The sequence below is a fragment of the Shimia aestuarii genome (genome assembly GCF_022814865.1).
Lineage (GTDB): Bacteria > Pseudomonadota > Alphaproteobacteria > Rhodobacterales > Rhodobacteraceae > Shimia > Shimia aestuarii_A.
This window is the reverse complement of record NZ_JAKVRD010000019.1, coordinates 50,396-72,950: the sequence shown is the minus strand read 5'-3', so window position 1 is coordinate 72,950 and position 22,555 is coordinate 50,396. Positions and strand designations below refer to the sequence as shown.

Below are 22,555 nucleotides of genomic sequence, written 5' to 3'. Positions count from 1 at the left end.
CAATACGAAACGACCCCACAGTGCTCTGGGCTATCGCCCACCGGCCCCCGAAACCATCATCCAGATGGACCAAAGGCCGATCATGCACTAACAATCAAATTGGACCACTCAAGTGGGGCGGATCATAGCGTCATACTTTTGGCCGTATTCGAAATGTGCATTTCCCTCGTTCCTTCTGTTGAGTGCACGGATAGGTCCGCTGCACGGCGCAGCGGGCATCACCCCGACGGAGTGATTGGGTGGATTGGGAAGCAAGCAGGCGTTCAGTCTGAGCCGCTCACGAAATGATGCGCGATCAGTGCGTGGGCAGGTTTGAGAATGCACGAACTGGAACGAACTGATACGAACCAGTACGAACTGGAAGTGCGCAACTTCTTGTTTTCGCTAAAAAAGAAGTTTTGAGAAATCTATCGGTTTTGCGAGAAGAACGTCATGAACTCGCCTAAGATATCCCCGCACAGGTCATCACGCTCGGAAAGCAGGTCGTGCTTGGCTCCCTCAAGGATTCGTAGCTGCCCTTTGAGCCAATCTGCCATGCGGGTTTTGATTGCCATGTTGTCGACAACGACGTCTTCGGTTCCGCTGATCGTATAGGCTGGGCAATCTGGTGAGGGCATTCGTGACAAACGGCGACATTCATTCATAGCCTCAAAAACCCACCCCGCGCTCGGGGCGCCAGTTTGATGGTTGGGGAGTGAATACGCCTCGCGGACCAGCGCCTGAAACCGATCGCGGTCTTGGGTGAGTCTGTTGTCCTCGAAACGGACGCTGTGCACATAGCACTGGCCCTTCTGTGGAGCGTTGCCGGGCGCATATACTTGTGAAAGTCCAAGCGCCCGTGCGGCACCCATCAGCGGCCAGGCGGCGATGCGTTCGAGGGGGGACATTTCAATACCCCACATGGGGGCAGTGAAAGCGCAAGCCTTGACAGGCAGACCCTTCTCTAGGGCGCGGAGCCCAATGGTGCCACCCATCGAGTGCGCCAATAGATACCAGGGTCTTGGTAGATCCAGCCGCTTCGCCGCCGCGATCATCGCCGCGACATCCATTTGGTAATCAGAGAACCGGTTCACATGGCTAACCATGCTGTCTTTCGTGAGCCTGTCCGAAAGGCCCTGTCCTCTCCAGTCAATGACCAGACAGGAAAACCCCGCGGATATCAGTCTCGTGACCGTGTGATGATACTTTTCCGCATACTCTGTTCGCCCTGGAAACACGAGGATAGTACCCTGCTCAGCTGCCGGTGCCTTCCAGGCCGCCACGCGTAGGCGAACATCATCTTGGGTGTGAAGCCAGTATGCCGCGCAACTGGCCGCGGCCCTGTCCGGCTCATGGTGATAGGGTGCTTCGTTCATGCAACTTTGGTCTCATGGGCTCAAAGGCGGGATCATAAAGGCTCATCGCCGCCACGAAGGTACTGAGACCGACAAGACAGGAAAAGCCGTTGACGAGCCCGATCGAGAGCAGTGCCAAAGACATGAGCACTATCACAGCGATCATGGCGCCCCAAGGGATGTTCGGGCCGTCGGGAAGATGGATTTGGCGCAGTTTTCTATACCAAGGTCTCGCCACTGCCGGTGAGGCAGTCCCTTGAAGCGAAAGGGCGACATGGCGCGAGCAGACGAAAAATACTGCGCAACTCACGAGCAATAGCAAGGCCGTTGTGAACTGTGGAATGCCACGCGTGTTCAGGCGGTAGGGCGCCTGCTCACTGAGCCCGAGGAAAAAGGCGGTATCGTTAGCGAGCCAGTGGTAAATCGTTTCGCCACTCGACATCAGGTAGGTCGATTGAAGCTTGATAAGGGTTGCAAATAAGATCGACAGCACGACGCAACGATAGACCGATTTGATCAACTCAACAGCCGAGGCGTTCGCCGCATCTCGTCCTGCCGCACTGGCAGAAAGTTCTTTGGATGAACAGATGTCGTGGAACGCGCTGGTCACAACGATGAGGAACACGAGACCCCCGAATAAGAGCCACATCAAGGTGGAAAAGAAGGCATAGGCGAGTAGCGAAACAAAGATCTCTGCAGAATTCGACACGACATCGGGGCGCATGAGCGAGATAATGTTCCAATCAATCATGTAACCTGAAGCCTCACCGCTCAGGAGGGCGCGAAGATGGATCCCTGTCCACTGCAATAAGAACAGAAGGCCGTAGCTCAGAACGAAGATGCTCCAGAATGTGTGCTTGAATGCTAGAAGTTTGCGCGGCCATTGCTGGTCGGGATGATCGTCGTTTGCGACTTGGGAAAGCCTTGGCTGGTGCCTTTGATGCCAAGCATTCACCACACCGGTGACAATGTATAAGAACAGAGGCAAGATCACGATTGGCAAAATGGTCCAACTTGGCGCCCACAAGAAACCAACTTGCTTGTTCAATCCTTCGCGCGCTTCGTAGGTCACGCTATCTACGCCAAAAATGAAGGTTACGATGGCAAGAGCCGCACACCCTGTCCAAACAACGACAGGGAGCGTCAGGGGATGCTGGCGAGCAAACAGCGAATCCATCAGCCTGGGCATAAGGAAGTTGCACTGCGGCGCGCTTTCCTGCCTTTCCTTGGTTGTTGCAGTGGTTCGGCAGCTCGCGCGTCGTTTCGTTTTGAGCCGGTGTTGCGCTGCTAGCAGCGCACGACGCACATCTACTGTTAGGACTGGGTCGTCACATCCGAATATTCGTGAGAGAAGATGAATATTTGCTGTGCTGATGCTGCGATCATTGTCGTGAAACCAGTGTTGTACAGTCCTGAGCTCTGGGCTTTCCGCATCAGCAGAAGACGTTGATATTGCTTCAAGTAGGAGGTCTGGTGTCCAGGCGCTTTCGGCCGAACCGCTAGCATTCGCAGGGCGCCCGGTTCCCGTGTCGCAGAAATGCCTGAACAGCTCTTTGAGGCCCATATTGCGCTCTGGCAATGGGTGAAAATACTTTCCATTCTTGATCATAGAACGAAACCTGATGATCGAGGGAGTGATGAGGATGGACTGGATTCTGATCTGATCTGCTGTAGCATCGAAGTCTTCATTGCCACGTCGAGGGTTGAGGGGAGACCGTGCTGCGCCATACCGACGTTGTCGCCGACGAGGAGAGGCTGAGTTGTGAGGCGGATTGGATCATGTCATTCCTTCGGAGACAGGCTTGCCAGGGGACACCCGATCGGCATCATTCTTTAGACGCAGCACAATGTTTCTGCATATTTAGGTGTGAATAGGTCATATCTGTGCGCAGTGGATTGCCGGTTCAGAAGTCTAGTGCGAGATCTAGGACCTGCGCCGAATGGGTCAGCGCACCCGAGGAGATATAGTCGACACCTGTTGCAGCGACTTCGGCTATGCGGTCCAGCTTCATGTTGCCCGAAGCCTCCAACACCATGCGCCCTGCGGACATTTCCACAGCTTTCACGAGAGTATGCGTGTCCATGTTGTCCAGCAGCACGACATCCGCCCCACCTTCGTCCAGAACCTCGGAGAGTTGGTCAAGGCGATCAACCTCTATCTCGCAGCGGATCATGTGCGAAGCCTGCGCCTTGACCGATTGTAGCACCGGCCGGATACCTCCGGCGGCGGCGATGTGGTTGTCCTTGATCAGGATGGCGTCGGACAGACTGAAGCGGTGGTTGAATCCGCCGCCGTGCAGCACGGCCTGTTTTTCGACGATCCGCAGCCCCGGCGTGGTCTTGCGGGTGCAGGTCACGCGGGTGTCGGTGTCGCGTGTCTCGGCCACGAAGGCGGCGGTCAGCGTGGCGATCCCGGACATGCGCCCAGCAAAGTTCAGCGCGACCCGTTCGCCCGACAGGATCGAGGCCGCGTCGCCCGTGATCTCCATCAGCAGGTCGCCCGGCGCGATCACGTCGCCGTCGGCCTTATGTGCGGTGATCTTCAGTGCCGGATCCACCAGTCGGAATGCCATCGCGGCGATCTGAAGGCCCGACACGACGCCCAGCTCGCGCGCATTCAGCCGCGCAGAGTAGGTGGTGCCGGCGGGAATGACCGTGCGGGTGGTGATGTCGCCATAGGTGCCCAGATCCTCCATCAGCGCGGCGCGGACGAGCGGTTCAAGGATCAGGTCGGGCAGTGGTGTATGGCTCATGCCAGTTCCTTTCGGGTCGTGGTCGCGCGGATCGCCAGCGCGTCGTTCAGGGTCATCAGCGACCGTATGCCGGTTGCGCCGTCCGCTTCGGGAAAGTCCGACCGGAAATGCGCGCCGCGGCTTTCGCGGCGCATCAGTGCGGCGGCGGCGATCAAGGTAGCGGTGGCGGTCATGTTCTTCAGCGTCTCGCAACCGGGTTGCGCGGCTTCGATCCGGGAGATTTCGGCCAGAGTGCGGGTCAGCCCCTCTGCCGTGCGGATCACCCCTGCGCCATCGGTCATGACCTGCCGCAGCCGGGTGACAAGCGCAGGATTGGGTGTCTCCGCCGGGGGAAGATCGGGCAAAGTGACCGTCGCGGCATCCTTGGGAGCGGGCAGGGCGGCGTCTATTGCCAGCGCGCAGCGTCGGCCATAGACCAACGCTTCGAGTAGCCCGTTCGAAGCGAGACGGTTTGCGCCATGCAATCCGGTTGAGGCGACCTCGCCACAGGCCCAGAGGCCGCGCAGCGTGCTGGCGCCGTCGGCATCCGTCGCCACGCCGCCCATGAGGTAATGCGCGGCGGCGGCCACAGGGATCACCTGTGTCAACGGGTCCAGCCCCGTCTGCTGGCAGGCGGCAGCGACGGCGGGGAAATCACTCAGGATCCTTGCACCCAATGCCGCGCGGGTGTCCAGTGCCGGGGCCAGCCCTGCCTGCGTCTGGGCATAGACAGCGCGGGCCACGATGTCGCGCGGGGCCAGTTCGGCATCCGGGTGCGCGTCCAGCATGAAGCGGTCGCCCTGACGGTTGACCAGCACGGCCCCTTCGCCGCGCAGCGCCTCGGTCGCCAGGGGGGCGGGGTCGATGCCGCAGGCCATGGCCGTCGGGTGGAATTGCACGAATTCTGCGTCGGCGATCTGCGCGCCGGCGCGGGCGGCCATGCCGATCACCTGACCCCGGATGCGCGGCGGGTTGGTCGTCAGCGCATAAAGCCCGCCCGATCCGCCCCCGGCCAGAAGAACTGCGGTGCCGCACAGGGTGATGCTGGCACTTTGCCCCTGATCGCAGCGGGCAACGGCCACGCCGGTGACATGGCCGCCCGAAACCTCAAGTCCCGTGGCCATCACGCCTTCGAGCACCTGAATATGATCTGCCTCGCGCACCTGCGCCGTCAGGGCGCGCATGATCTCTGCCCCGGCCTGATCGCCTTGCACCCGGGCGACGCGGGCAAAGCTGTGCGCCGCCTCACGCGACAGCACATAAGATCCGTCAGTATTACGATCGAAGGGCGTTCCTAGCCTGGTCAGGTCAAGGATATGTTCGCGCGCCTCGGCGGTGACAGATATGGCCACGTCCAGATCTACCGTGCCCGCCCCGGCGGTGACGGTATCGCGGGCATGGGCATTGGCGCTGTCCGCCGGGTCCATCGCTGCCGCCACACCACCCTGGGCCCAGGCTGAGGACGCACCGGTCCCTAGTGCTTCGGGCGAGATCATCAGCACCGGACGCGGGGCCAGTTTCAGCGCGGCATATTGCGCCGCCAGCCCTGCGCCCACGATAATCACGCGGTCCGTGTCGATTGTCGTCATTGCCCTAGCCGGCCATCTTGGCAGAAAGGTCAATCATGCGCTGAACGGCGACGCGAGCCTTGTCGGCGACCTGGGGGTCGACCTCGACCGCGCCTTCCATCGTGTGGAGCGACCACAGTACCTTTTCCAGCGTAATCTTCTTCATATAGGGGCACATGTTGCACGGCCCGACGAAATCCACTTCCGGCAGCGCGTCCGAAATGTTGGAGGCCATCGAGCATTCTGTCACCAGCATCGCCTTATCCGGGCGCTGCCGCGTGACATAATCGATAATCGCGCTGGTCGAGCCGGAAAAATCAGCTTCGGCCACCACGTCGGGTGGACATTCGGGATGCGCGATGATTCTTGTGCTGGGGTTCCATTCACGGAAGTCCCGCAGGTCCTGCGCGCTGTATTGTTCGTGCACTATGCAAGCACCGTCCCACCACACGATGTTTTTCTCCGGCACCAGATTGGCGATGTTCTGCGCCAAATACTTGTCCGGTGTCATAATGACTGTGTCGCTATCCAGCCCGCGTACGATCTGCGCAGCGTTGGACGATGTGCAGCAGATGTCGGACGCCGCCTTCACCTCTGCTGTGGTGTTCACATAGGAAACGACCGGCGCGCCGGGATACTTGGCGCGCATCTCAGCTATGCCTTCGGCGGCAATACTCTCAGCCAGCGAGCAGCCTGCCGCCATATCGGGCATCAGCACTGTCTTGGATGGGTTCAGGATTTTCGAGGTCTCGGCCATGAAATGTACGCCACACTGAACAATGACGTTCGCCTCGACCTTGGTCGCCTCGATGGCGAGCTGGAGACTGTCGCCGACTACGTCGGCGATGCCGTGATAGATCTCGGGCGTCATGTAGTTGTGCGCCAGGATTACTGCATTGCGTTCTTTCTTGAGCTTGTTGATCGCCGCCACGTAGGGCGCATAGATAGCCCAGTCGGGTGGCGTCACAACACGATCCATCCGGGCGAAAATGTCAGCATTTGCTTCAGCAATTTCGATGGAAGGACAGAGATCGTAGTGATCGGCGAGTTCGGCGCGTAGCGCAATCTGGTCGAGCAAGGGGAGAAATCCTCGAGTCTATTGGGGCCGCTGCAAAGGGTGCGACCGCACTTGGATCGTGTCGATTGAGACGTTTCTACGGGCTGAGTGACGTAAGGGCAAGTTTGAGAGAACGGAATATTTTGATGTCACTCGCCAACATGTATCGAAATCCGCCGGAACATGGTTCCGGACTCGGGCGTCAGTGCGCGGAAAAAACTTCAGGCCGAAGCGGGCCTTCAGTAGGAATTCTCGCGTTTTGAGAGGACATCGGAATCGAACATGATGCATGCCGACTTCTGCGTCGAAGCATTGAAGGAGGCTGTGGCCAAACTCGGCTCGCCCGAGATCATGAATACGGATAGTCATATGATAGGAACTAGTTCTCGGATGGTTTGACTCAAACACTGATCGACCGTTCGATGAGGTGGTGCCGCATGGCTTTCCGGCTTGGTTTGACCCAAACAACGACCGACCTGACACGTGTCTTTTCCATGGACCTCTCGATCATCCGGGAACGCCTTGCGGCGAGCTTGTCTCAGAGATGCTGCCGTGACCCGAGAAGGGCCTGACCATCCGGTCTCATGACTGTCCTGTCCCTGCATTCATCGAGGCGACGCTCGTTCACTTGCCGCAGGAAAGAATCGTCAATTGGCTAAACAACCAGACACATCTCACGTCGTCGGAGGCGTCGATACCCACAAAGATTTACATGTTGCTGCCGTCGTCGACCAATACGACCGTGTGCTCGGCACCGAGAACTTCACAACCATACGGCATGGACATCGCATGATGTTGGAGTGGATTCGTTCATTCTGTGATCTGCAACGCGTCGGCATCGAATGTTCGTGCAGTTATGGTGCAGGGTTGTTGCGCTATCTACAAACTGCGGACGTCAAAGTGCTGGAAGTGGTCACATCCCCTGACCAACATGCCCGCCGCCGTCGCGGTAAGAACGACAACTTCGATGCGGAAAGTGCAGCCCATGCTGCTTCTTCCGGACAGCACACGGTCACACCAATGAGCCGCGACGGTATGGACGAAAGTCTTCGCGTTTTAAAGGTTTGTCGAAAGACAGCCGTTCAGGCGCGCCGCATTGCTTTACAGATGATCCAGACCACGATTGTCTGGGCACCTGACAGATTGAACGAGCCTCTGCGCCAGATGACAAGAATGCAGCTGATCCGCACGCTGGCGGCCTGGCGGCCCGATCTCCGGCGTATCGGGAGGTAGAAGAGGCCTATCGCATAGCCCTAAAATCCCTGGCGCGGCGTTATCTTGAGCTGCATGACGAGATTGCCGATCTGGACGATATGATCGAAGCGATCGTCAAAGATCTTGCCCCCGAGCTTCTGGAGCAAACTGCGATTGGCCTGAACAGTGCGGCACAGCTGTTGTTGACAGCCGGAGACAATCCCGAGCGATTGAAGTCCGAGGCAAGCTTTGCGGCTCTGTGCGGCGTTAGTCCCGTTCCTGCTTCATCAGGGAAAACGGTTCGACATAGGCTGAACAGAGGCGGTGATCGCGCCGCCAACAGCGCGATCCACATCATCGCGATAGGACGTTTACGGCTGGACCCTCGGACCCAAGACTATGTTGCCAAGCGCATTGCGGCCGGAAACTCGAAAATGGAAGCCATTCGCAGCCTGAAACGCTATATCGCGCGAGAAGTCTTCGGCATCATCATTCGGCGGCATAAAGAAATTAATCAGACACAAATCGCCGCTTGTCTCTTGGAAGGGCGTCGAAGGGTTCTGTCGCAAGGTCTGTAGTTCCGTTGCGGAGTGATGGTCGTTATGCGATTGCACAAAAAAGCGGGCAGGTAGAATGGCGATGAGTTTCAAAGGGGCGCGCTACCCCAAGAGCGCGATCCTTTACGCGGTGTACTTCTATGTCAGATACGCGGTTTCTCATCGAGATTTGGAGGAGATCATGGCAGAGCGTGGTGTCGACGTCGACCATGCGACACTGAACAGGTGGGTGGTGAAGTTTTCGACAGCTCTCGCGGCCAAGGCACAAAAGCAAAAGCGCCAGACAGCCAGCGCGTGGCGGATGGATGAAACCTATGTCCAGGTTAAAGGTCAGTGGGCTTATCTTTATCGCGCCGTTGATCGGGATGGCCAAACCCTTGATTTCATGCACTCAGCGCAGCGGGACAAGGCTGCCGCTCGCCGTTTTTTTAAACGTGCGATTTCAGCGAATGGCACGCCTGATCGCTTTGCTATCGACAAGAGCAGCGCCAATCTGGCGGGGCTTCATGCCGTGAACGTGATCCAGAAATTTACAGGCAGCGGGTGGTTGATTCGGATCACTCAGAGCAAATATCTGAACAATATGGTCGAGCAGGATCACAGATTTATCAAGCGGATTACCCGCCCGACACTTGGCTTCAAAGCGTTCCACTCAGCAGCCGCAACGCTGGCTGGGATCGAAACCGCGCACATGATCCGCAAGGGTCAAATTGCCGTCTCCGAAGGAACTGGCTTCGAGCAATTCGCCGCCCTCGCAGCATAGGTGTGCCCAGCGGATAGCTGATCTCTAACCTCTATTATACTTTGCGACAGAACCCGATAAGGCGCGCAGCCTGGCAGGCCGCGTGGAGCCCGCCCGGACCGTGGATATCGCCTTTCAGGTTTCGGGTCTGCTTTCCGACCTCACGGTAGATGCCGGGACTCGGGTTGAGAAAGGCGATCTAATTGCCGCGCTCGACCCAGTCGATTTCGAATTGGCCGTGGAGCGGGCACAGGCCTCTTTCGACCTCGCAAAATCCGAATACGATCGTGCGTTGAGTCTGACCGAGAGGGGGGTGGCGACCGACGCTCGACTTGAAACGAACCGCGCGCAGCTTGCACAGGCAGAAGTCGCCCTGCGTGAAGCGGAGCGACGCTTGGCTCAAAGCCACGGTCACCGCGCCCTTCGACGCCATTGTCGCGCGCATCTTTCTGGAGGAGTTTTCGAACGTCACCCCTGCGGCTCCGATTGCAGGTTGCAGGACATCAGTGAAATGCGGGTGCGGATTTCGCTGCCCGAGGAACTCACCGCGATGGCACGGGCCCAGCCCGATGCATTCAGGGTAGCCGCCACTTTCCCCGCGGTGCCGAAATATGAGGCAACCCTTTATCCGCGGACATTCGTGACCGATGCGGACACCACGGCCCAAACCTACGACGTCGAGTTCGTGGTAGAGGGCGCCATCGACCCGAGATTGCTGCCCGAAATGACGGCGAATGTGCGCGTAGCCGCCGCCGCGGAGGGTGCGCAATCGCGGTTGGTAGTCGTCCCGGTCTCGGTGATCGACACGACGAGCCGGAGCGAGCCGTCCATCTGGCTGTATGACGAGGGGACCGGCCGGGTGTCCCGTAAGACCATCCGCCTGGGGCTGCCGAACGACGACGAAATCGTCGTGCTTGAGGGGCTCTCCGGAGACGAACTGGTTGTGTCCGGCGGGTGGTGGCGCCCGAAGGAAAACGAAACAGTCGCGGTTCGCGGCCTCTGAACGATCCTGGACCGGAACACCGAAACCATGACATTGAGTATTTCCCGCGCAAGCATCAGACGTCCGGTCGCCGTTTGGCTGGCAATTATCTTTTGCCTTCTCGGCGGTTTGTGGGGGCTGAACACGGTCGGTCGCCTCGAAGACCCGAGTTTCACGCTCAAGACGGCGCTCGTTTTCGTGCCCTATCCGGGCGCGACGGCGATGGAGGTGGAAGAGGAAGTCACCGATGTCGTGGAAAGCGCACTCCAACAGATGAAGCAGCTCGACCGGGTGGAATCGAAATCCATGCCGGGCATGGCCCAGATCACGGTCGAGATCGAGATGACCTATGGGCCCGACGAGATCCCGCAGGTCTGGGACGAAATGCGCCGCCGCATCCGCGACATCGAAAGAGTGCTCCCCTCCGGTGCGCAGTCTCCGATCATCAATGACGATTTCGGCGACGTCTACGGCATGTTCTACGCTGTGACGGCCGATGGGTTGAACGCCTTTGAACAGCGAGACCTCGCGACTAAACTGCGGCGCGGCCTGGTCATCGTCGACGGGGTGGCCAAGTTCGAGGTTCAGGGGCTGGCTGAAGAAGAGATCATCATTTCGGTCCCTTCGGCGCGCCTGACCGAACTGGGGCTGCCACCGGACCAGATCCTCGGTATCATCGCCGACGAAAACCAGATTTTCTCCAACGGCGAGATCAGCGAACGGCTGTCTCGGCTGGGCGTGTCCGTTCCGCCGGGTTATGTCAGCGTCCAGGGCATTGAGGCGCTGCGGCTCGGCGCCCCCGGAGAGGTCGGGCAGATTGCGCTCTACGACATCGCTCGCGTGGTCCGCGAGGAGCCAGTGCGGCCGAGCCAGATCGTGCGTCACAATGGCACGCGGGCCTTCACCCTCGGGGTCTCTGCGCTCGTGGACCGCAACGTTGTCGAGGTCGGCAGATCGGTCGAGGCACGGCTGGACCAGCTGAAGACCGAATTGCCGGACGGCGTCGAGATCGTACCGATCTATAAACAGCATAAGGTCGTCGACGAAGCGGTCTCGAGCTTTCTCGTCGGCCTCGGTCATCCGTGGCCATCGTCATCGGGGCGCAGATGCTGACCATGGGTTGGCGCGCGGGTTTGGTTGTGGGTGCCACGCTGGGCCTCACGGTGTTTTCCACGCTGTTTTTCATGTCTGTCTTCGGCATCGAGATGGAACGGATCAGTCTCGGGGCACTGATCATCGCTATGGGTATGCTGGTCGACAACGCCATCGTGATCGCCGAAGGCATGCTGATTGGCATGGCGCGGGGCAAGTCCGCCGAAGACGCCGCCGCCGATACCGAGACCGCGACATCGCTTCCTCTGTTTGGGGCCACCGTGATCGGGATCATGGCGTTCTCTGGAATTGGACTGTCGCCAGATGCCACCGGCGAATTTCTGTTTTCGCTCTTCGCGGTTATCGCGATTTCTTTGCTGATGAGCTGGATTCTCGCCGTAACCGTTACACCCTATCTTGGGAAGCTCCTTCTGAAGGCACCAAAAGACACCTCCAAAGACCCCTATCGTGGCTTCGTCTATTTGGCCTACCGCGGTTTCCTCAGGCTGGCGCTGCGCGCCCGCGTGCTCGTCGTCCTGACGATCGTCGGAATCACGGTCTGGTCGGTCATGGCCTTTGGTCAGGTCAAGCAGGCTTTTTTCCGGCGTCGAACACCCCGATATTCTACGTCGAATTCCAGATGCCGCAAGGCACGGACATTCGAGTCACGAATGAAGAAATCGCTCGGCTGGAGGCGATCATCTTAGGCGAGGAGATCGTGACGGACGTGACGACGCTTGTCGGACGAGGGGCCAGCCGCTTCATGCTGACCTACAACCCTGAGCAGGCCGATGCGAGCTACGGTCAGCTGATCGTGCGTGCGACCGATGCCACACTCATCCCCGATGTTGCGGCGCGTCTCAATCGCAAACTGCCGGCGTAATTCCCCAATGCTCTTATCCGCGTCGAGGAGATCGTCTTCGGTCCGCCTGCCGGGGCCGATGTCGCCATCCGGTTTTCCGGACCCGATTCAGTTGTCCTTCGGCAGCTATCGGATAACGCGCTTGCGATCTTCGACGAGGCCGGCACGATCACAAACCCGCGCACAGACTGGCGGCAGCGCGAAATTCTCGTCGAACCCATCGTCGACGAGGCTCGCATGCGGTTGGCCGGTGCGACTCGCGCTTCGATCGCCGACACCGTGCAATACGGCACCTCGGGCCTGCGGGTCGGCACCCTGCGCGAAGGCGATGCCGAAATCCCGATGTATCTGCGGCGTCCCGAGGTCGAGCGCGACGGGCTGGATCGTTTGCGCGATCTCTCCGTCTGGTCGCCGGGTGCAAATGCCTTATTTTCTGAAAAACTCTTCCTTGATCGAGAGCTGCACTGCTGATTCAATTCTTCCCATCGGGAGGGATTGAACGATGTTGGGACCAAGGCAGGAGGCGCAAGCGGCGCTGTTTTATGAGTTCTCTCTGGAAGATCACGTTCCCCAGGATCACCTGCTACGGTCGATTGATCGGTTCGTCGATCTGAGCAGTATTCGAACGCATCTGGCAGACTTCTACAGCCACACCGGGCGTCCTTCGGTCGACCCGGAGCTTCTGATCCGCATGCTTCTGGTGGGCTATTGTTTCGGGATCCGTTCGGAGCGGCGGCTCTGCGAAGAGGTGCATTTGAACCTCGCGTATCGCTGGTTCTGCCGTCTCGATCTGAGCGACCGCGTCCCCGACCATTCCACCTTTTCCAAGAACCGGCATGGCCGGTTTCGCGACGGCGAACTGCTACGCCACCTGTTCGAGACGACTGTCGCGCGTTGCATCGAAGAAGGATTTGCTAGCGGCCAGCGTATGGCAGTGGACGCCAGCCTGATCGAGGCCGATGCCAACAAACAGAACTCCACGCCGAAGGAAGACTGGGATGCGACGCACATCGATCCGGCTGATGCGCCCCGCGCCGTGCGCGAATATCTCGACACGCTGGATGAGGCCGCCTTCGGTGCGGCCAGCGAGGTGCAGCCCAAGTTACCTCGCATTCCGATCCCGCCAGTCAGTGGACAGCAGCCCGCAAAGGTCCCGCTTTCTTTAGTTATTCCGACAATTACCTCATCGACACGGATCACGGTGTCATCTTGGATGTGGAACCCACCCGATCCATCCGGCAAGTCGAGGTTGGATCGACAAAAACCATGCTGACACGGGTGAAGGACAAGTTCGGCCTGGTCCCTGACTGGATGATTGCCGACACCGCATATGGCTCAGGCCCGATGCTCGGCTGGCTCGTGGATCGCAAGATCGATCCTTACATCCCGGTGATCGACAAATCTGGTCGCAACGATGGCACCTGGACACGGGTCGACTTCGATTGGGATGCGCAGAACGACCAATACATCTGCCCCGAAGGTCACGCGCTCAAGCAGTTCCGCCGGAATTATTCCGATCCGAACCGGGGCCCGACAGGCAAGGCTACCGCGAAGTATCGTGCGATGAAGCTGAACTGTCAGGTTTGCCCATCCAAGCCGAAGTGCTGTCCCAATGCCGATGCCAGATCGATCACCCGTGAAGAACACGAAGATGCCCGTCAAGTTGCCAGGGATCTGGCTAGAACGGTTGAATACGCGATTGCGATGAAGCTCAGGAAGAAGGTCGAAATGCTCTTCGCCTACCTTAAACGCATTCTCGGCCTCGGTCGGCTCCGACTACGTGGTCCATGCGGTGCAAATGACGAATTTCTGCTCGCCGCCACCGCCCAAAACCTCCGCAAACTGGCCAAAAAATTTTTCCTGCACCGCAGCAAATGCGAAAAGCCTGATCAGAAAGGCGCTCGCGCCGGATTGGAAAGTGCCATTTCTGCACTCGCAAACAATATTTTTTCAACTGAATCGGCTATGTGCCGATGGCCAACCTCGTCTCCGGCTTTGAGCCCCGCCTCGTCGAGGCCCTTATCCACCGCCGCGACCGTGAGCGTACGATAACGGTCCTCGGCGGTGCAGGCGGCGACCTGACAGCAGATGAGGCCTTTCGCAGTGTCCGCTCTGATATCGAAGCCATTCGGCTTCCCGAAGGCTACACGATGGAATGGGGTGGCGAGTTCGAAAGCGCGGGAGAAGCGCAGGCAAGTCTCGGCAAACAGCTTCCCTTGGGTTTTCTGGTAATGCTGACAATTTCGATCCTGATGTTCAACAAAGTGCGCCAGCCACTGATCCTGTGGCTCGTGGTTCCGATGTCGGTCACGGGGATGGTTCTCGATCTGCTGTTCACTGGGCTACCGTTCACGGCCCTTCTCGGCTTCTTGTCCCTTTCCGGGATGCTGATGAAGAATGCCATTGTGCTGGTGGAAGAAATCGATCAGCAACGCGCCGAAGGTGTCGAGGACTATCAGGCGGTAATCGATGGCTCGGTCAGCCGTTTGAGGCCCGTCGTGCTGGCTGCGGGCACAACGATTTTCGGTATGACTCCGCTCATATCAGACGCCTTCTTCGCATCGATGGCTGTCACAATCATGGGTGGCCTCGCGTTCGCCTCGATCCTGACACTGGTCGCGGTGCCGGTATTGTATGCGCTGTTCTTCTTGATCAAGCCGCCTAAACAAGAAAACGCTCCTTCAGGTTCCCCAGCGACAGCCTGAACGTAGATGCAGTTATAAGCGTTTCTCTGAGCGCCCTCGACCCGTCTTAAGGACGGTGTAGGCATGTTCCGTCGCCTCAAGCGCGCCTTCGAGAAAACCGCCGAATGTCGGAGCCACTTCGGTGCCGCCAAAGACGAGCGCTTCGTCCCACAGGCCTGAAAGAACGCACGGCAGGCCATAGTTCGGGTGGGCAAGAAAGACAGCGAAACTGCGGCTGGCAGCACGCCAGGCGCACTCCCGCTCCATGGTCTAGGCCTTCAAGGCATGGACCGAGGCCCAACTGCTACGCATTCCCGGCAAGGACGATCTCGCGAAGGCCTTCCGCTATGGTCTCAGCTGCTGGCCGTCATTCGAGCTCTTCCTTGGAGATGGCCGCGTCGGCATCGACGACACCACCGCCGAGCGCGTCATGCGCCCGATCAGCATCGGGCGAAAAAACTGACTTTCTGCAGGCTCCGACAGCGGTGGCGAAACGCTGTCCCGGGCGATGTCCCTTGTCGAGACAGCCAAGATGAACGGCCACGATCGGCAAGCCTGGCTGGCCGAAATCCTCGACCGCATCCACAATCACATGACCAACCCGCTCAACGAACTGCTTTCATGGAACTGGACGCCGATGAACTGATCCGCGGTAACAACCGGGCGGTTACGTTTTTGGGGAAGTGATTACCTTTGAATCTTGAGGTCCGACTTCGCCTTTGCTAGGAATCGAACAACCATTAGAAAATTAGCAAAGTCGAAAGTGCAGATGTCTGGACCCCTTGATCAACTGAAGATTATAGAACTTGGTCACGTAATTGCCGGACCACTTGCGGCAGCTTTACTCTCGGATTTTGGTGCAGATGTCATCAAGATCGAAGCCCCCAACCGGACGGATATGATGCGCGACCTTGGACCCAAGGCAGAGGATGGGGTGGGCGTCTGGTGGAAGACTTTGGGCCGTAACAAGAAAACACTAGGCCTGGACTGGAAGTCCGACGAGGGCCGGGACATCCTGCGAAAGTTGGTCGAAGATGCCGACGTGCTGATCGAAAATTTCCGTCCGGGTGTGCTAGAACGTGCTGGTGTTGGACCAGACGTCTTGCACGATTGGAACCCGGACTTGGTTGTTTTGCGGGTTTCAGGTTACGGACAGGACGGTCCGATGCGCGACGTGCCAGCGTTTGGACGTGCTGCAGAGGCCATGAGTGGTTTGGCACATCTGACCGGTTTTCCCGAAGGGCCGCCGATGCACCCCGGCTTTCCGGCGGCCGACAGCACGACAGGGCTAGTGGGCGCTTTGGGAATCATGATCGCGCTATTTGCTCGCGAAAAGGGGATAGCACGCGGTCAGGTCGTCGATCTTGCAGTGTTCGAGGCCCTGCTTCGGTTAATGGATTATCCGGTTCCCGCATTGACGGGCGCGAACCTCTCGCCGCGGCGCAATGGGCTTCGCCAGCCGATGGACTTTGCTCCGGGGGGGATGTTCCGAACGTCCGATGGGGTGTGGCTGACCGTTTCAGCAGGGAGCGCGGAAACCGCGCAACGACTGTTGCGGGCAGTCGGCGGGGACGCCCTTGCCGATGATCCGCGGTTTGCGACACTCGGCGAGATGTCGCAGCACATGGCTGTGGTCTTCGATGCGATCAATGATTTTGTCATGCAGCACACGGCTAAGGAAGTGGAGGCGGTATTCGCCCGCCATGATGCCGTTGCCTCGCGTGTGTTGAGTGTCGAGGAAATCGCGACGAACGAGCAGATACGCCATCGCGGGGATATCGTGTCGGTCGCTGGCGAACAGACTCAGGTCATTGGTCCGGTCCCTCATCTCAGCGCGACGCCCGGTCAGCTTCGTTGGCTGGGACGACCGCCTGGCGCAGACAGCCAAAGCATTCTGCGTGATCTTGGTTTTGACGATGAGCGGATCGCTGCCCTATGTGAGGCTGGGCTCGTAAGATTGGAAAGAGGGCGCGCGCTATGACATTTCGATTGACCGCCGACCAACAAGAGATTCGCGACCAGGTTCTGCGGATTTGCGCAAGGTTCGACGACGACTACTGGCTGGATCGGGATCGCAACGGTGGTTTTCCCCATGAACTGCACAGGGCAATGGCCGATGGCGGCTGGCTAGGTATCGCCATGCCAGAAGCTGTCGGCGGCGCGGGTCTGGGGATCACCGAGGCGACCATAATGATGCAGGCAATCGCCGAGTCGGGGGCCGGCGCAAGCGGAGCCTCGGCCATCCACATGAACATTTTCGGGCTCAACCCGGTGGTGAAGTTTGGGACCGATGAGCAGCGCGCGCGTATGCTTGGCCCTCTAATAGCAGGCGATGAAAAGGCCTGTTTCGCCGTGACCGAACCGACGACGGGGCTGGATACCACAAAGCTGAAGACCATGGCGGTGCGGCGGGGGGACAGATATGTCGTGCACGGACAAAAAGTCTGGATTTCTACCGCGCAGGTGGCAGACAAGATGTTGCTTCTGGCCAGAACAACGCGGCTTGAGGATGTGAGCAGCCCGACCGAAGGGCTGAGCCTGTTCTATACAGATCTCGACCGAAATTTCGTTGACGTGCGAGAGATCGAAAAGATGGGTCGAAAGGCTGTCGATTCGAACGAAGTCTTCATCGATGGATTGCCGATTCCGGCTGAGGACCTGATCGGGGAGGAGGGCAAAGGCTTTAGGCAAATTTTGCACGGGTTGAATCCCGAACGCATCCTGGTGGCCGGTGAATGCATCGGTATTGCGCGCAACGCACTGGCGCGAGCGGCACATTATGCAAACGAACGTGTGATTTTTGACCGCCCGATCGGCCAAAATCAGGGTGTTCAGCATCCACTCGCCAAAGCCTGGGCGCGAGTGGAATCTGCCAATCTCATGGTGATGCACGCCGCCACCCTTTACGATGCGGGAGAGCCCTGCGGCGTCGAAGCGAACGCCGCCAAACTTTTGGCCGCCGACGCCGCGGTTGAGGCGACCGAAGCCGCACAAATTACATTTGGCGGATTCGGATATGCCAAGGAATATCACGTGGAGCGGTTAGTGCGGGAGGCTCTGCTTTTCCGCATCGTACCGGTGACACCGCAGATGCTTTTGTCGTTCATAGCAGAAAAAGCCCTTGGGCTTCCAAAGTCTTACTGATCGGAGATGACAGGCGGGGCTGGTGGGAAAAGGTGACTTGACCAGTTTTCTAACATACGTTAGATTAATGGCAGATACCCCTAGTGGGGAATGGGAGGAGGCGTCATGAATAAGACGCAGTTTGGGTCTTCGAGGGGGGATCTGTCAAAACGTGCAACCGTTTACACAAGCGGTTTATTCACCGGCAAGATCGTTGTGGTGACTGGGGCCGGAGGCGGATTGGGGCTGGCAATTGCGACCCTGTTCGCAAGGCTTGGGGCCAATCTGGCGATCAATGGACGCAACGAAGAGAAACTGGCTTTGGCCAAGGAGTTCCTTGAAAGTTTCGGGGGCGAAGTTTTTGCTGTGCCTATGACCATCCGGGAGCCTGAGCAGGTCGAGGATTTTGTCGCCAAGACGAACCAGGAGTTCGGGGCGATTGACGTATTGGTGAACAATGCTGGGGGTCAGTTTCCGCAAGCAGCGTTGGAGTTTAGTCCAAAGGGCTGGAATGCGGTCATAGACACCAACCTGAACGGCACGTGGTGGATGATGCAATCCACGGCGCGCCACTGGGTGGCCAACAAGCAATCGGGCTCCATCGTCAACATCGTGGCCGATATCTGGCGCGGCATGCCCGGCATCGCGCATACCTGTGCGGCCCGGGCAGGGGTAGTTTACCTGTCCAAGTCGGTTGCGGTGGAGTGGGCCCCGCACGGTATCCGAGTGAACTGCGTGGCGCCGGGTTGCTGCGAAAGCAACGGTTTCGGGAACTACCCTCCGGAGGGTTCTGCGACCTTTCAGGACTCCAACCCGATGCGGCACGCCGGGGACGAATGGGATGTCGCTGAAGGGGTTGTCTATATGGCAGCGAATTCAGGGAAATTCGTAACCGGTGAAGTTCTGAACATCGACGGTGGGCAGCAATTGTGGGGGGATCCATGGCCAACGGGGCGGCCGGACTACTTCCGGATTACCTGATGTTGGCCGTGAACCTTAGGGGGACAATGATATCTAGATGACGACAAAGATTAAAACAGCAATCGGAGCCGATGATGGGGCGATACTGGAGTGCAGCGGGGTTGAACGACGGTTCGGCGGCATCGTCGCTGTCACCGGTGTTGACCTCGTTATTCGACAAGGGGAAATCTTTGGACTTGTCGGTCCGAATGGCAGCGGCAAGACAACGCTAACAAACGCAGTTACCGGATTTTATCCGCCAAACGAGGGCAAAGTCCGGCTGGCAGGAAAAGACATCACGGGCACAGCGCCTCACAAGGTTGCCAAGCTTGGGGTTGCCAGGACGTTCCAAAATCTTGCCCTGTTCAACGGGATGAGTGTTCTGGACAACATCCTGCTCGGGCGGCACATCCACATGAGCCCAGGCGTTTTGCGCACGGCGCTATATTGGTGGGCAGCACAGCGTGAAGAAATCGAGAACCGTAAAATCGTCGAGGAGGTGATCGAGTTTCTACAACTCGAGAGCATCCGGCATGAGTTGGTCGATGGTCTTCCGATCGGGTTGAAAAAGCGGGTCGAGCTGGCGCGGGCATTGGTGGCCGAGCCACAGATGCTGATTCTCGATGAACCGATGGCTGGCATGAACCAGGAAGAGAAAGGGTATATGTCCCGTTTCATTCTGGATGCCCGTGCCGAACGCGGCGTCAGCGTTCTGCTGATCGAACACCATATGGATGTCATCACCGGCATTTGTGATCGGATGCTGGCCCTGAATTACGGTGAAATGATCGCCAGTGGCATCCCCAAGGAGGTTGTGAAGGACCCGCGGGTCATCGAGGCATATATCGGAGGGTCGCATGACTGATTTTACGAAGAACCGGTCTTCAGGCGGCGAAACGATTGGTGCACTTCTGGCGAAGAACGCGTCGCTCCACGGAAAAGATATCGCCCGTCGCGAAAAAGAGCGTGGGATATGGAAAGAAACCACCTGGGCGGAATACGCCCAAGAGGTGGTGGCCTGTGCGGCTGGGCTTGAAAAATTCGGCGTGAAGCCTGGCAAAGCAGTGCTTGTTCTGGGCGATAACCGTGCGCGGCTCTATGGCGGCATGCTGGCTGTTTCGTTGCTGGGTGCCTACGCCATGCCCGCTTATCCGGGCGCAACTCTTGAGGAACTACGGCACTTTCTTGGCGAAGTCGAGATCGTCGCGGCTATTGCGGAAGATCAGGAACAGGTTGACAAGATCCTGGAACTGAAGGACGCGGGCGCCGAGGGCATCGACCACATCATTTATGATGAAGCGCGCGGTCTTGGCTTCTACGAGGTTGAAGGGCTGATGTCCTGGGATCACCTGATCGAAGTTGGTCAGCACGATCTGAACGAAACCCCGGGTCTGCGTGAGGAACTGCTTAGTCGTGCGAAGCCGGAAGATCCGGCCATTTTTCTGCACTCCTCCGGAACGACGGGCGCGCCGAAGGGCATCGTACTGAGTCAGAAGAACGTTCTTGCTGCTGCTCGGAATGGACATGCGGCGGGTGCCTTCGACGAAAATGAGGAGATCCTCGCGTACTTGCCGATGGCCTGGGTGGGAGACTTCGCCATAACCGTTGCCGCGGCACTCCTTTGGCGTTTCACCGTGAATGTGCCTGAGCGCCAGGAAACGGTCGTGCGCGACATGCGCGAGATCGCTCCGACCTTCTATCTGGCGGCGCCGAGAAGCTGGGACCAAATGCTGACGACAATCCAGGTGGGTATCGAGAATTCGACCCCTTTCAAGAAATGGCTGTACCATTTCTTCATGGATCGGGCCATCGCAGCTGAGACACGCAAGCTGAACGGAAAAAGCGGTGGTATATTGGAGCCTTTGGGCCGACTTTTGGGTGAGGCAATCATTTTCGGTCCGATCAAGGACCAGTTCGGAATGAACCGCCTCAAGAACGCGTTCACCGGCGGTGAAGCGATCGGCGAAGACACCTTTGTTTTCTACCGAGCCTTGGGAATCAAATTGCGCCAACTCTATGGCCAAACCGAAAACAGCGCGATCAATGCAATTCAGTCTCCGGGTGAAGTGCGCCTTCATACCGTTGGCAAACCCGCGCCCGGCGTCGAGGTGACCATCGCCGAGGACGGGGAGATCCTGGTACGCTCGGACAGCGTATTCGAAGGGTACTTCAACAAACCCGAAGCGACCGCCGAAGCCCTTGAGGGCGGGTGGCTGCATACAGGTGATGCCGGGTATTTGGAGGAAGATGGACACTTGGTTGTTCTGGGGCGCGTCTCCGAGGTCATGCATACGGCCGGAGGCGAGCGGTTTGTGCCAAACTACATCGAGAACCGGTTGAAATTCAGCCCGTATATTAAGGATGCTGCCGTAATCGGCGCCGGGCTGAAGGAACTGACGGCGATGGTCTGCGTGGATTTCGAGGCCGTGGGGCACTGGGCCGAAGTGAACGGCGTACCTTACGTGTCATATGCCGATCTTTCTCAGCGTGAAGAGGTCGCGACGTTGCTTCGCGAGGCCTTCCAACGGGTCAACAAGGCCGTCACCGAACCATTGCGCCTGCAACGCTTTGTCAGTCTGCCGAAAGAATTCGACCCGGACGATGGTGAAATCACACGGACACGAAAACTACGGCGCAAGGTCGTTCAGGAACGCTATGCTGACGTGATCGCGGCGCTCTACGACGGTTCAAAAGAGGTCCATGTAAGCGCGCAGGTGACTTACGAGACCGGGGAAGTAGGGAAGGTCGAAAGAAGCCTTCCCATCAGGGAGGTATAAATGGACTGGGTCTTTCTATCAGAGCTTGCGATCAACGGAGCCTTGACGGGTCTGCTGTACTCGCTATTCGCCATCGGCCTTGTGCTGATCTACAAGGCATCTTCGGTGCCCAATCTGGCGCAGGGCGGGTTGACCATGGTCGGGGCCTATGTGGTCTTGGCGCTGGCACGCGACGTGGGTTTACCCTTGTGGCTGGCCATCCCTCTGGCTGCGGTTGTCATGTTCGGCCTTGGGTTCGGCATTGAGCGTGTTGCTTTGCGCCGTCTCGCAGGTCGGCCGGTTGTCATGATCTTGATGCTGACACTCGGCCTCGACATTTTCCTTCGGGGTACAACGCTTGCGATCTGGGGCGGGACGTCGCGTTCGATGGAACTGGGCGTCAGCTATGATCCGCTGTTCCTGGGCGACATCTTCATCAGCCGCATCCATCTGGTTGGTGCCGGTGTTGCGCTCGCCTTGTTTGTCGCATTCATGCTGTTTTTCCGAACCCGGACCGGGATCAAGTTGCGGGCGATCGCGGATGATTACATGGCTTCATGGTCGGTAGGTATCTCGGTTGAGCGCGGCGTTGGGTTGTCCTGGGCATTGGCATCAGTTGTTGCCGTCGCCGCTGGCGTCATCTGGGGTGAGATTCAGGGTGTCGATCAGGCGCTGTCGCTGTTGCTTCTCAAAGGTCTGACGGTTGCCGTTCTCGGTGGTCTCGACAGTATCCTTGGCGCCGTGATCGCAGGCATCATCCTAGGTGTCGTCGAAAACGTTGGCGCTGATTTCCTCGATCCGCTTGTCGGAGGCGGAAGCCGTGAGCTTATCGTCGCTGCTGTGCTCATTCTTACCGTCATGATCCGTCCGCACGGGCTGTTCGGTCGTCACGACATCGAAAGGGTGTAAGGC

Annotated in this window: 18 protein-coding genes and 4 pseudogenes; 16 read left to right on the top strand and 6 right to left on the bottom strand. The window is 58.4% G+C overall.

Annotation, left to right across the window (positions count from 1 at the left end):
- Positions 1–407 precede the first annotated feature (407 nt).
- The 5 genes from MK745_RS15950 to nadA all read right to left on the bottom strand — a co-directional run bounded on the left by MK745_RS15950 (position 408) and on the right by nadA (position 6,712).
- On the bottom strand, positions 408–1,355 hold the full coding sequence (locus tag MK745_RS15950; protein ID WP_243614225.1) for an alpha/beta fold hydrolase: 948 nt from the start codon (positions 1,353–1,355) through the stop codon (positions 408–410).
- Complete coding sequence (locus tag MK745_RS15945) at positions 1,330–2,943, bottom strand: hypothetical protein (protein ID WP_243614224.1); 1,614 nt, start codon at positions 2,941–2,943, stop codon at positions 1,330–1,332. Before MK745_RS15945 ends, MK745_RS15950 begins: the two co-directional genes overlap by 26 nt.
- Positions 2,944–3,238: 295 nt before the next feature.
- Positions 3,239–4,087: a carboxylating nicotinate-nucleotide diphosphorylase gene (gene nadC / locus MK745_RS15940; RefSeq protein WP_243614223.1), complete on the bottom strand. Its 849-nt coding sequence runs from the start codon at positions 4,085–4,087 to the stop codon at positions 3,239–3,241.
- Positions 4,084–5,655, bottom strand: coding sequence for an L-aspartate oxidase (locus tag MK745_RS15935; RefSeq protein ID WP_243614222.1), 1,572 nt, complete (start codon positions 5,653–5,655; stop codon positions 4,084–4,086). The genes nadC and MK745_RS15935 overlap by 4 nt, the downstream gene beginning before the upstream one ends.
- Before the next feature lie 4 nt (positions 5,656–5,659).
- Positions 5,660–6,712, bottom strand: coding sequence for a quinolinate synthase NadA (gene nadA / locus MK745_RS15930; protein ID WP_243614221.1), 1,053 nt, complete (start codon positions 6,710–6,712; stop codon positions 5,660–5,662).
- 630 nt (positions 6,713–7,342) lie between these two features.
- Between nadA and MK745_RS15925 the strand changes: the two are divergent.
- From MK745_RS15925 to MK745_RS15890, 9 genes and pseudogenes are all read left to right on the top strand, one after another.
- Positions 7,343–8,463, top strand: a pseudogene (locus MK745_RS15925) (IS110 family transposase).
- 55 nt (positions 8,464–8,518) lie between these two features.
- Entirely contained in the window at positions 8,519–9,205 is a 687-nt protein-coding gene (locus tag MK745_RS15920; protein WP_243614220.1) for an IS6 family transposase, read from the top strand.
- A 70-nt stretch (positions 9,206–9,275) separates the two neighbouring features.
- Positions 9,276–10,187 carry an efflux RND transporter periplasmic adaptor subunit gene (locus MK745_RS15915; RefSeq protein ID WP_279391830.1) on the top strand — a complete coding sequence of 304 codons (912 nt, stop codon included), beginning with the start codon at positions 9,276–9,278 and terminating at the stop codon, positions 10,185–10,187.
- 27 nt (positions 10,188–10,214) lie between these two features.
- Positions 10,215–11,279 carry an efflux RND transporter permease subunit gene (locus tag MK745_RS19795; RefSeq protein WP_279391827.1) on the top strand — a complete coding sequence of 355 codons (1,065 nt, stop codon included), beginning with the start codon at positions 10,215–10,217 and terminating at the stop codon, positions 11,277–11,279.
- The gene (locus MK745_RS19790) at positions 11,249–11,965 is read left to right on the top strand and encodes an efflux RND transporter permease subunit (protein ID WP_317275324.1); all 717 of its coding nucleotides are present in this window, start codon (positions 11,249–11,251) and stop codon (positions 11,963–11,965) included. The genes MK745_RS19795 and MK745_RS19790 overlap by 31 nt, the downstream gene beginning before the upstream one ends.
- Before the next feature lie 11 nt (positions 11,966–11,976).
- The gene (locus MK745_RS15905; protein WP_243614218.1) at positions 11,977–12,141 is read left to right on the top strand and encodes a hypothetical protein; all 165 of its coding nucleotides are present in this window, start codon (positions 11,977–11,979) and stop codon (positions 12,139–12,141) included.
- Between the two features lie 216 nt (positions 12,142–12,357).
- Entirely contained in the window at positions 12,358–12,591 is a 234-nt protein-coding gene (locus tag MK745_RS15900) for a hypothetical protein (RefSeq protein WP_243614217.1), read from the top strand.
- 31 nt (positions 12,592–12,622) lie between these two features.
- Positions 12,623–13,971 (top strand): annotated as a pseudogene (locus tag MK745_RS15895) (IS1182 family transposase); the annotation flags it as partial.
- A gap of 113 nt (positions 13,972–14,084) precedes the next feature.
- Positions 14,085–14,825, top strand: a pseudogene (locus MK745_RS15890) (efflux RND transporter permease subunit); the annotation flags it as partial.
- A 12-nt stretch (positions 14,826–14,837) separates the two neighbouring features.
- On the opposite strand, the gene MK745_RS15885 reads toward MK745_RS15890, so the two are convergent.
- Positions 14,838–15,071 (bottom strand): hypothetical protein, encoded by a 234-nt coding sequence (locus MK745_RS15885; protein ID WP_317275323.1) that lies wholly within the window; start codon positions 15,069–15,071, stop codon positions 14,838–14,840.
- Here MK745_RS15885 and MK745_RS15880 point away from each other — a divergent pair.
- The 7 genes and pseudogenes from MK745_RS15880 to MK745_RS15850 form a co-directional block, all read left to right on the top strand.
- Positions 15,028–15,450: pseudogene (locus tag MK745_RS15880) on the top strand (IS66 family transposase); the annotation flags it as partial. The gene MK745_RS15885 and the pseudogene MK745_RS15880 overlap by 44 nt on opposite strands.
- Before the next feature lie 123 nt (positions 15,451–15,573).
- Positions 15,574–16,785, top strand: coding sequence for a CaiB/BaiF CoA transferase family protein (locus MK745_RS15875; RefSeq protein WP_243614216.1), 1,212 nt, complete (start codon positions 15,574–15,576; stop codon positions 16,783–16,785).
- Complete coding sequence (locus MK745_RS15870; protein WP_243614215.1) at positions 16,782–17,948, top strand: acyl-CoA dehydrogenase family protein; 1,167 nt, start codon at positions 16,782–16,784, stop codon at positions 17,946–17,948. Before MK745_RS15875 ends, MK745_RS15870 begins: the two co-directional genes overlap by 4 nt.
- Positions 17,949–18,053: 105 nt before the next feature.
- Positions 18,054–18,908 carry an SDR family oxidoreductase gene (locus MK745_RS15865; RefSeq protein ID WP_243614214.1) on the top strand — a complete coding sequence of 285 codons (855 nt, stop codon included), beginning with the start codon at positions 18,054–18,056 and terminating at the stop codon, positions 18,906–18,908.
- 37 nt (positions 18,909–18,945) lie between these two features.
- Positions 18,946–19,752, top strand: coding sequence for an ABC transporter ATP-binding protein (locus MK745_RS15860; RefSeq protein WP_243614213.1), 807 nt, complete (start codon positions 18,946–18,948; stop codon positions 19,750–19,752).
- Positions 19,745–21,664, top strand: a complete 1,920-nt coding sequence (locus tag MK745_RS15855; RefSeq protein ID WP_243614212.1) for an AMP-dependent synthetase/ligase — start codon at positions 19,745–19,747, stop codon at positions 21,662–21,664. Before MK745_RS15860 ends, MK745_RS15855 begins: the two co-directional genes overlap by 8 nt.
- On the top strand, positions 21,665–22,552 hold the full coding sequence (locus MK745_RS15850; protein WP_067919594.1) for a branched-chain amino acid ABC transporter permease: 888 nt from the start codon (positions 21,665–21,667) through the stop codon (positions 22,550–22,552). It abuts the gene before it with no gap.
- The last annotated feature ends 3 nt before the right edge of the window (positions 22,553–22,555 follow it).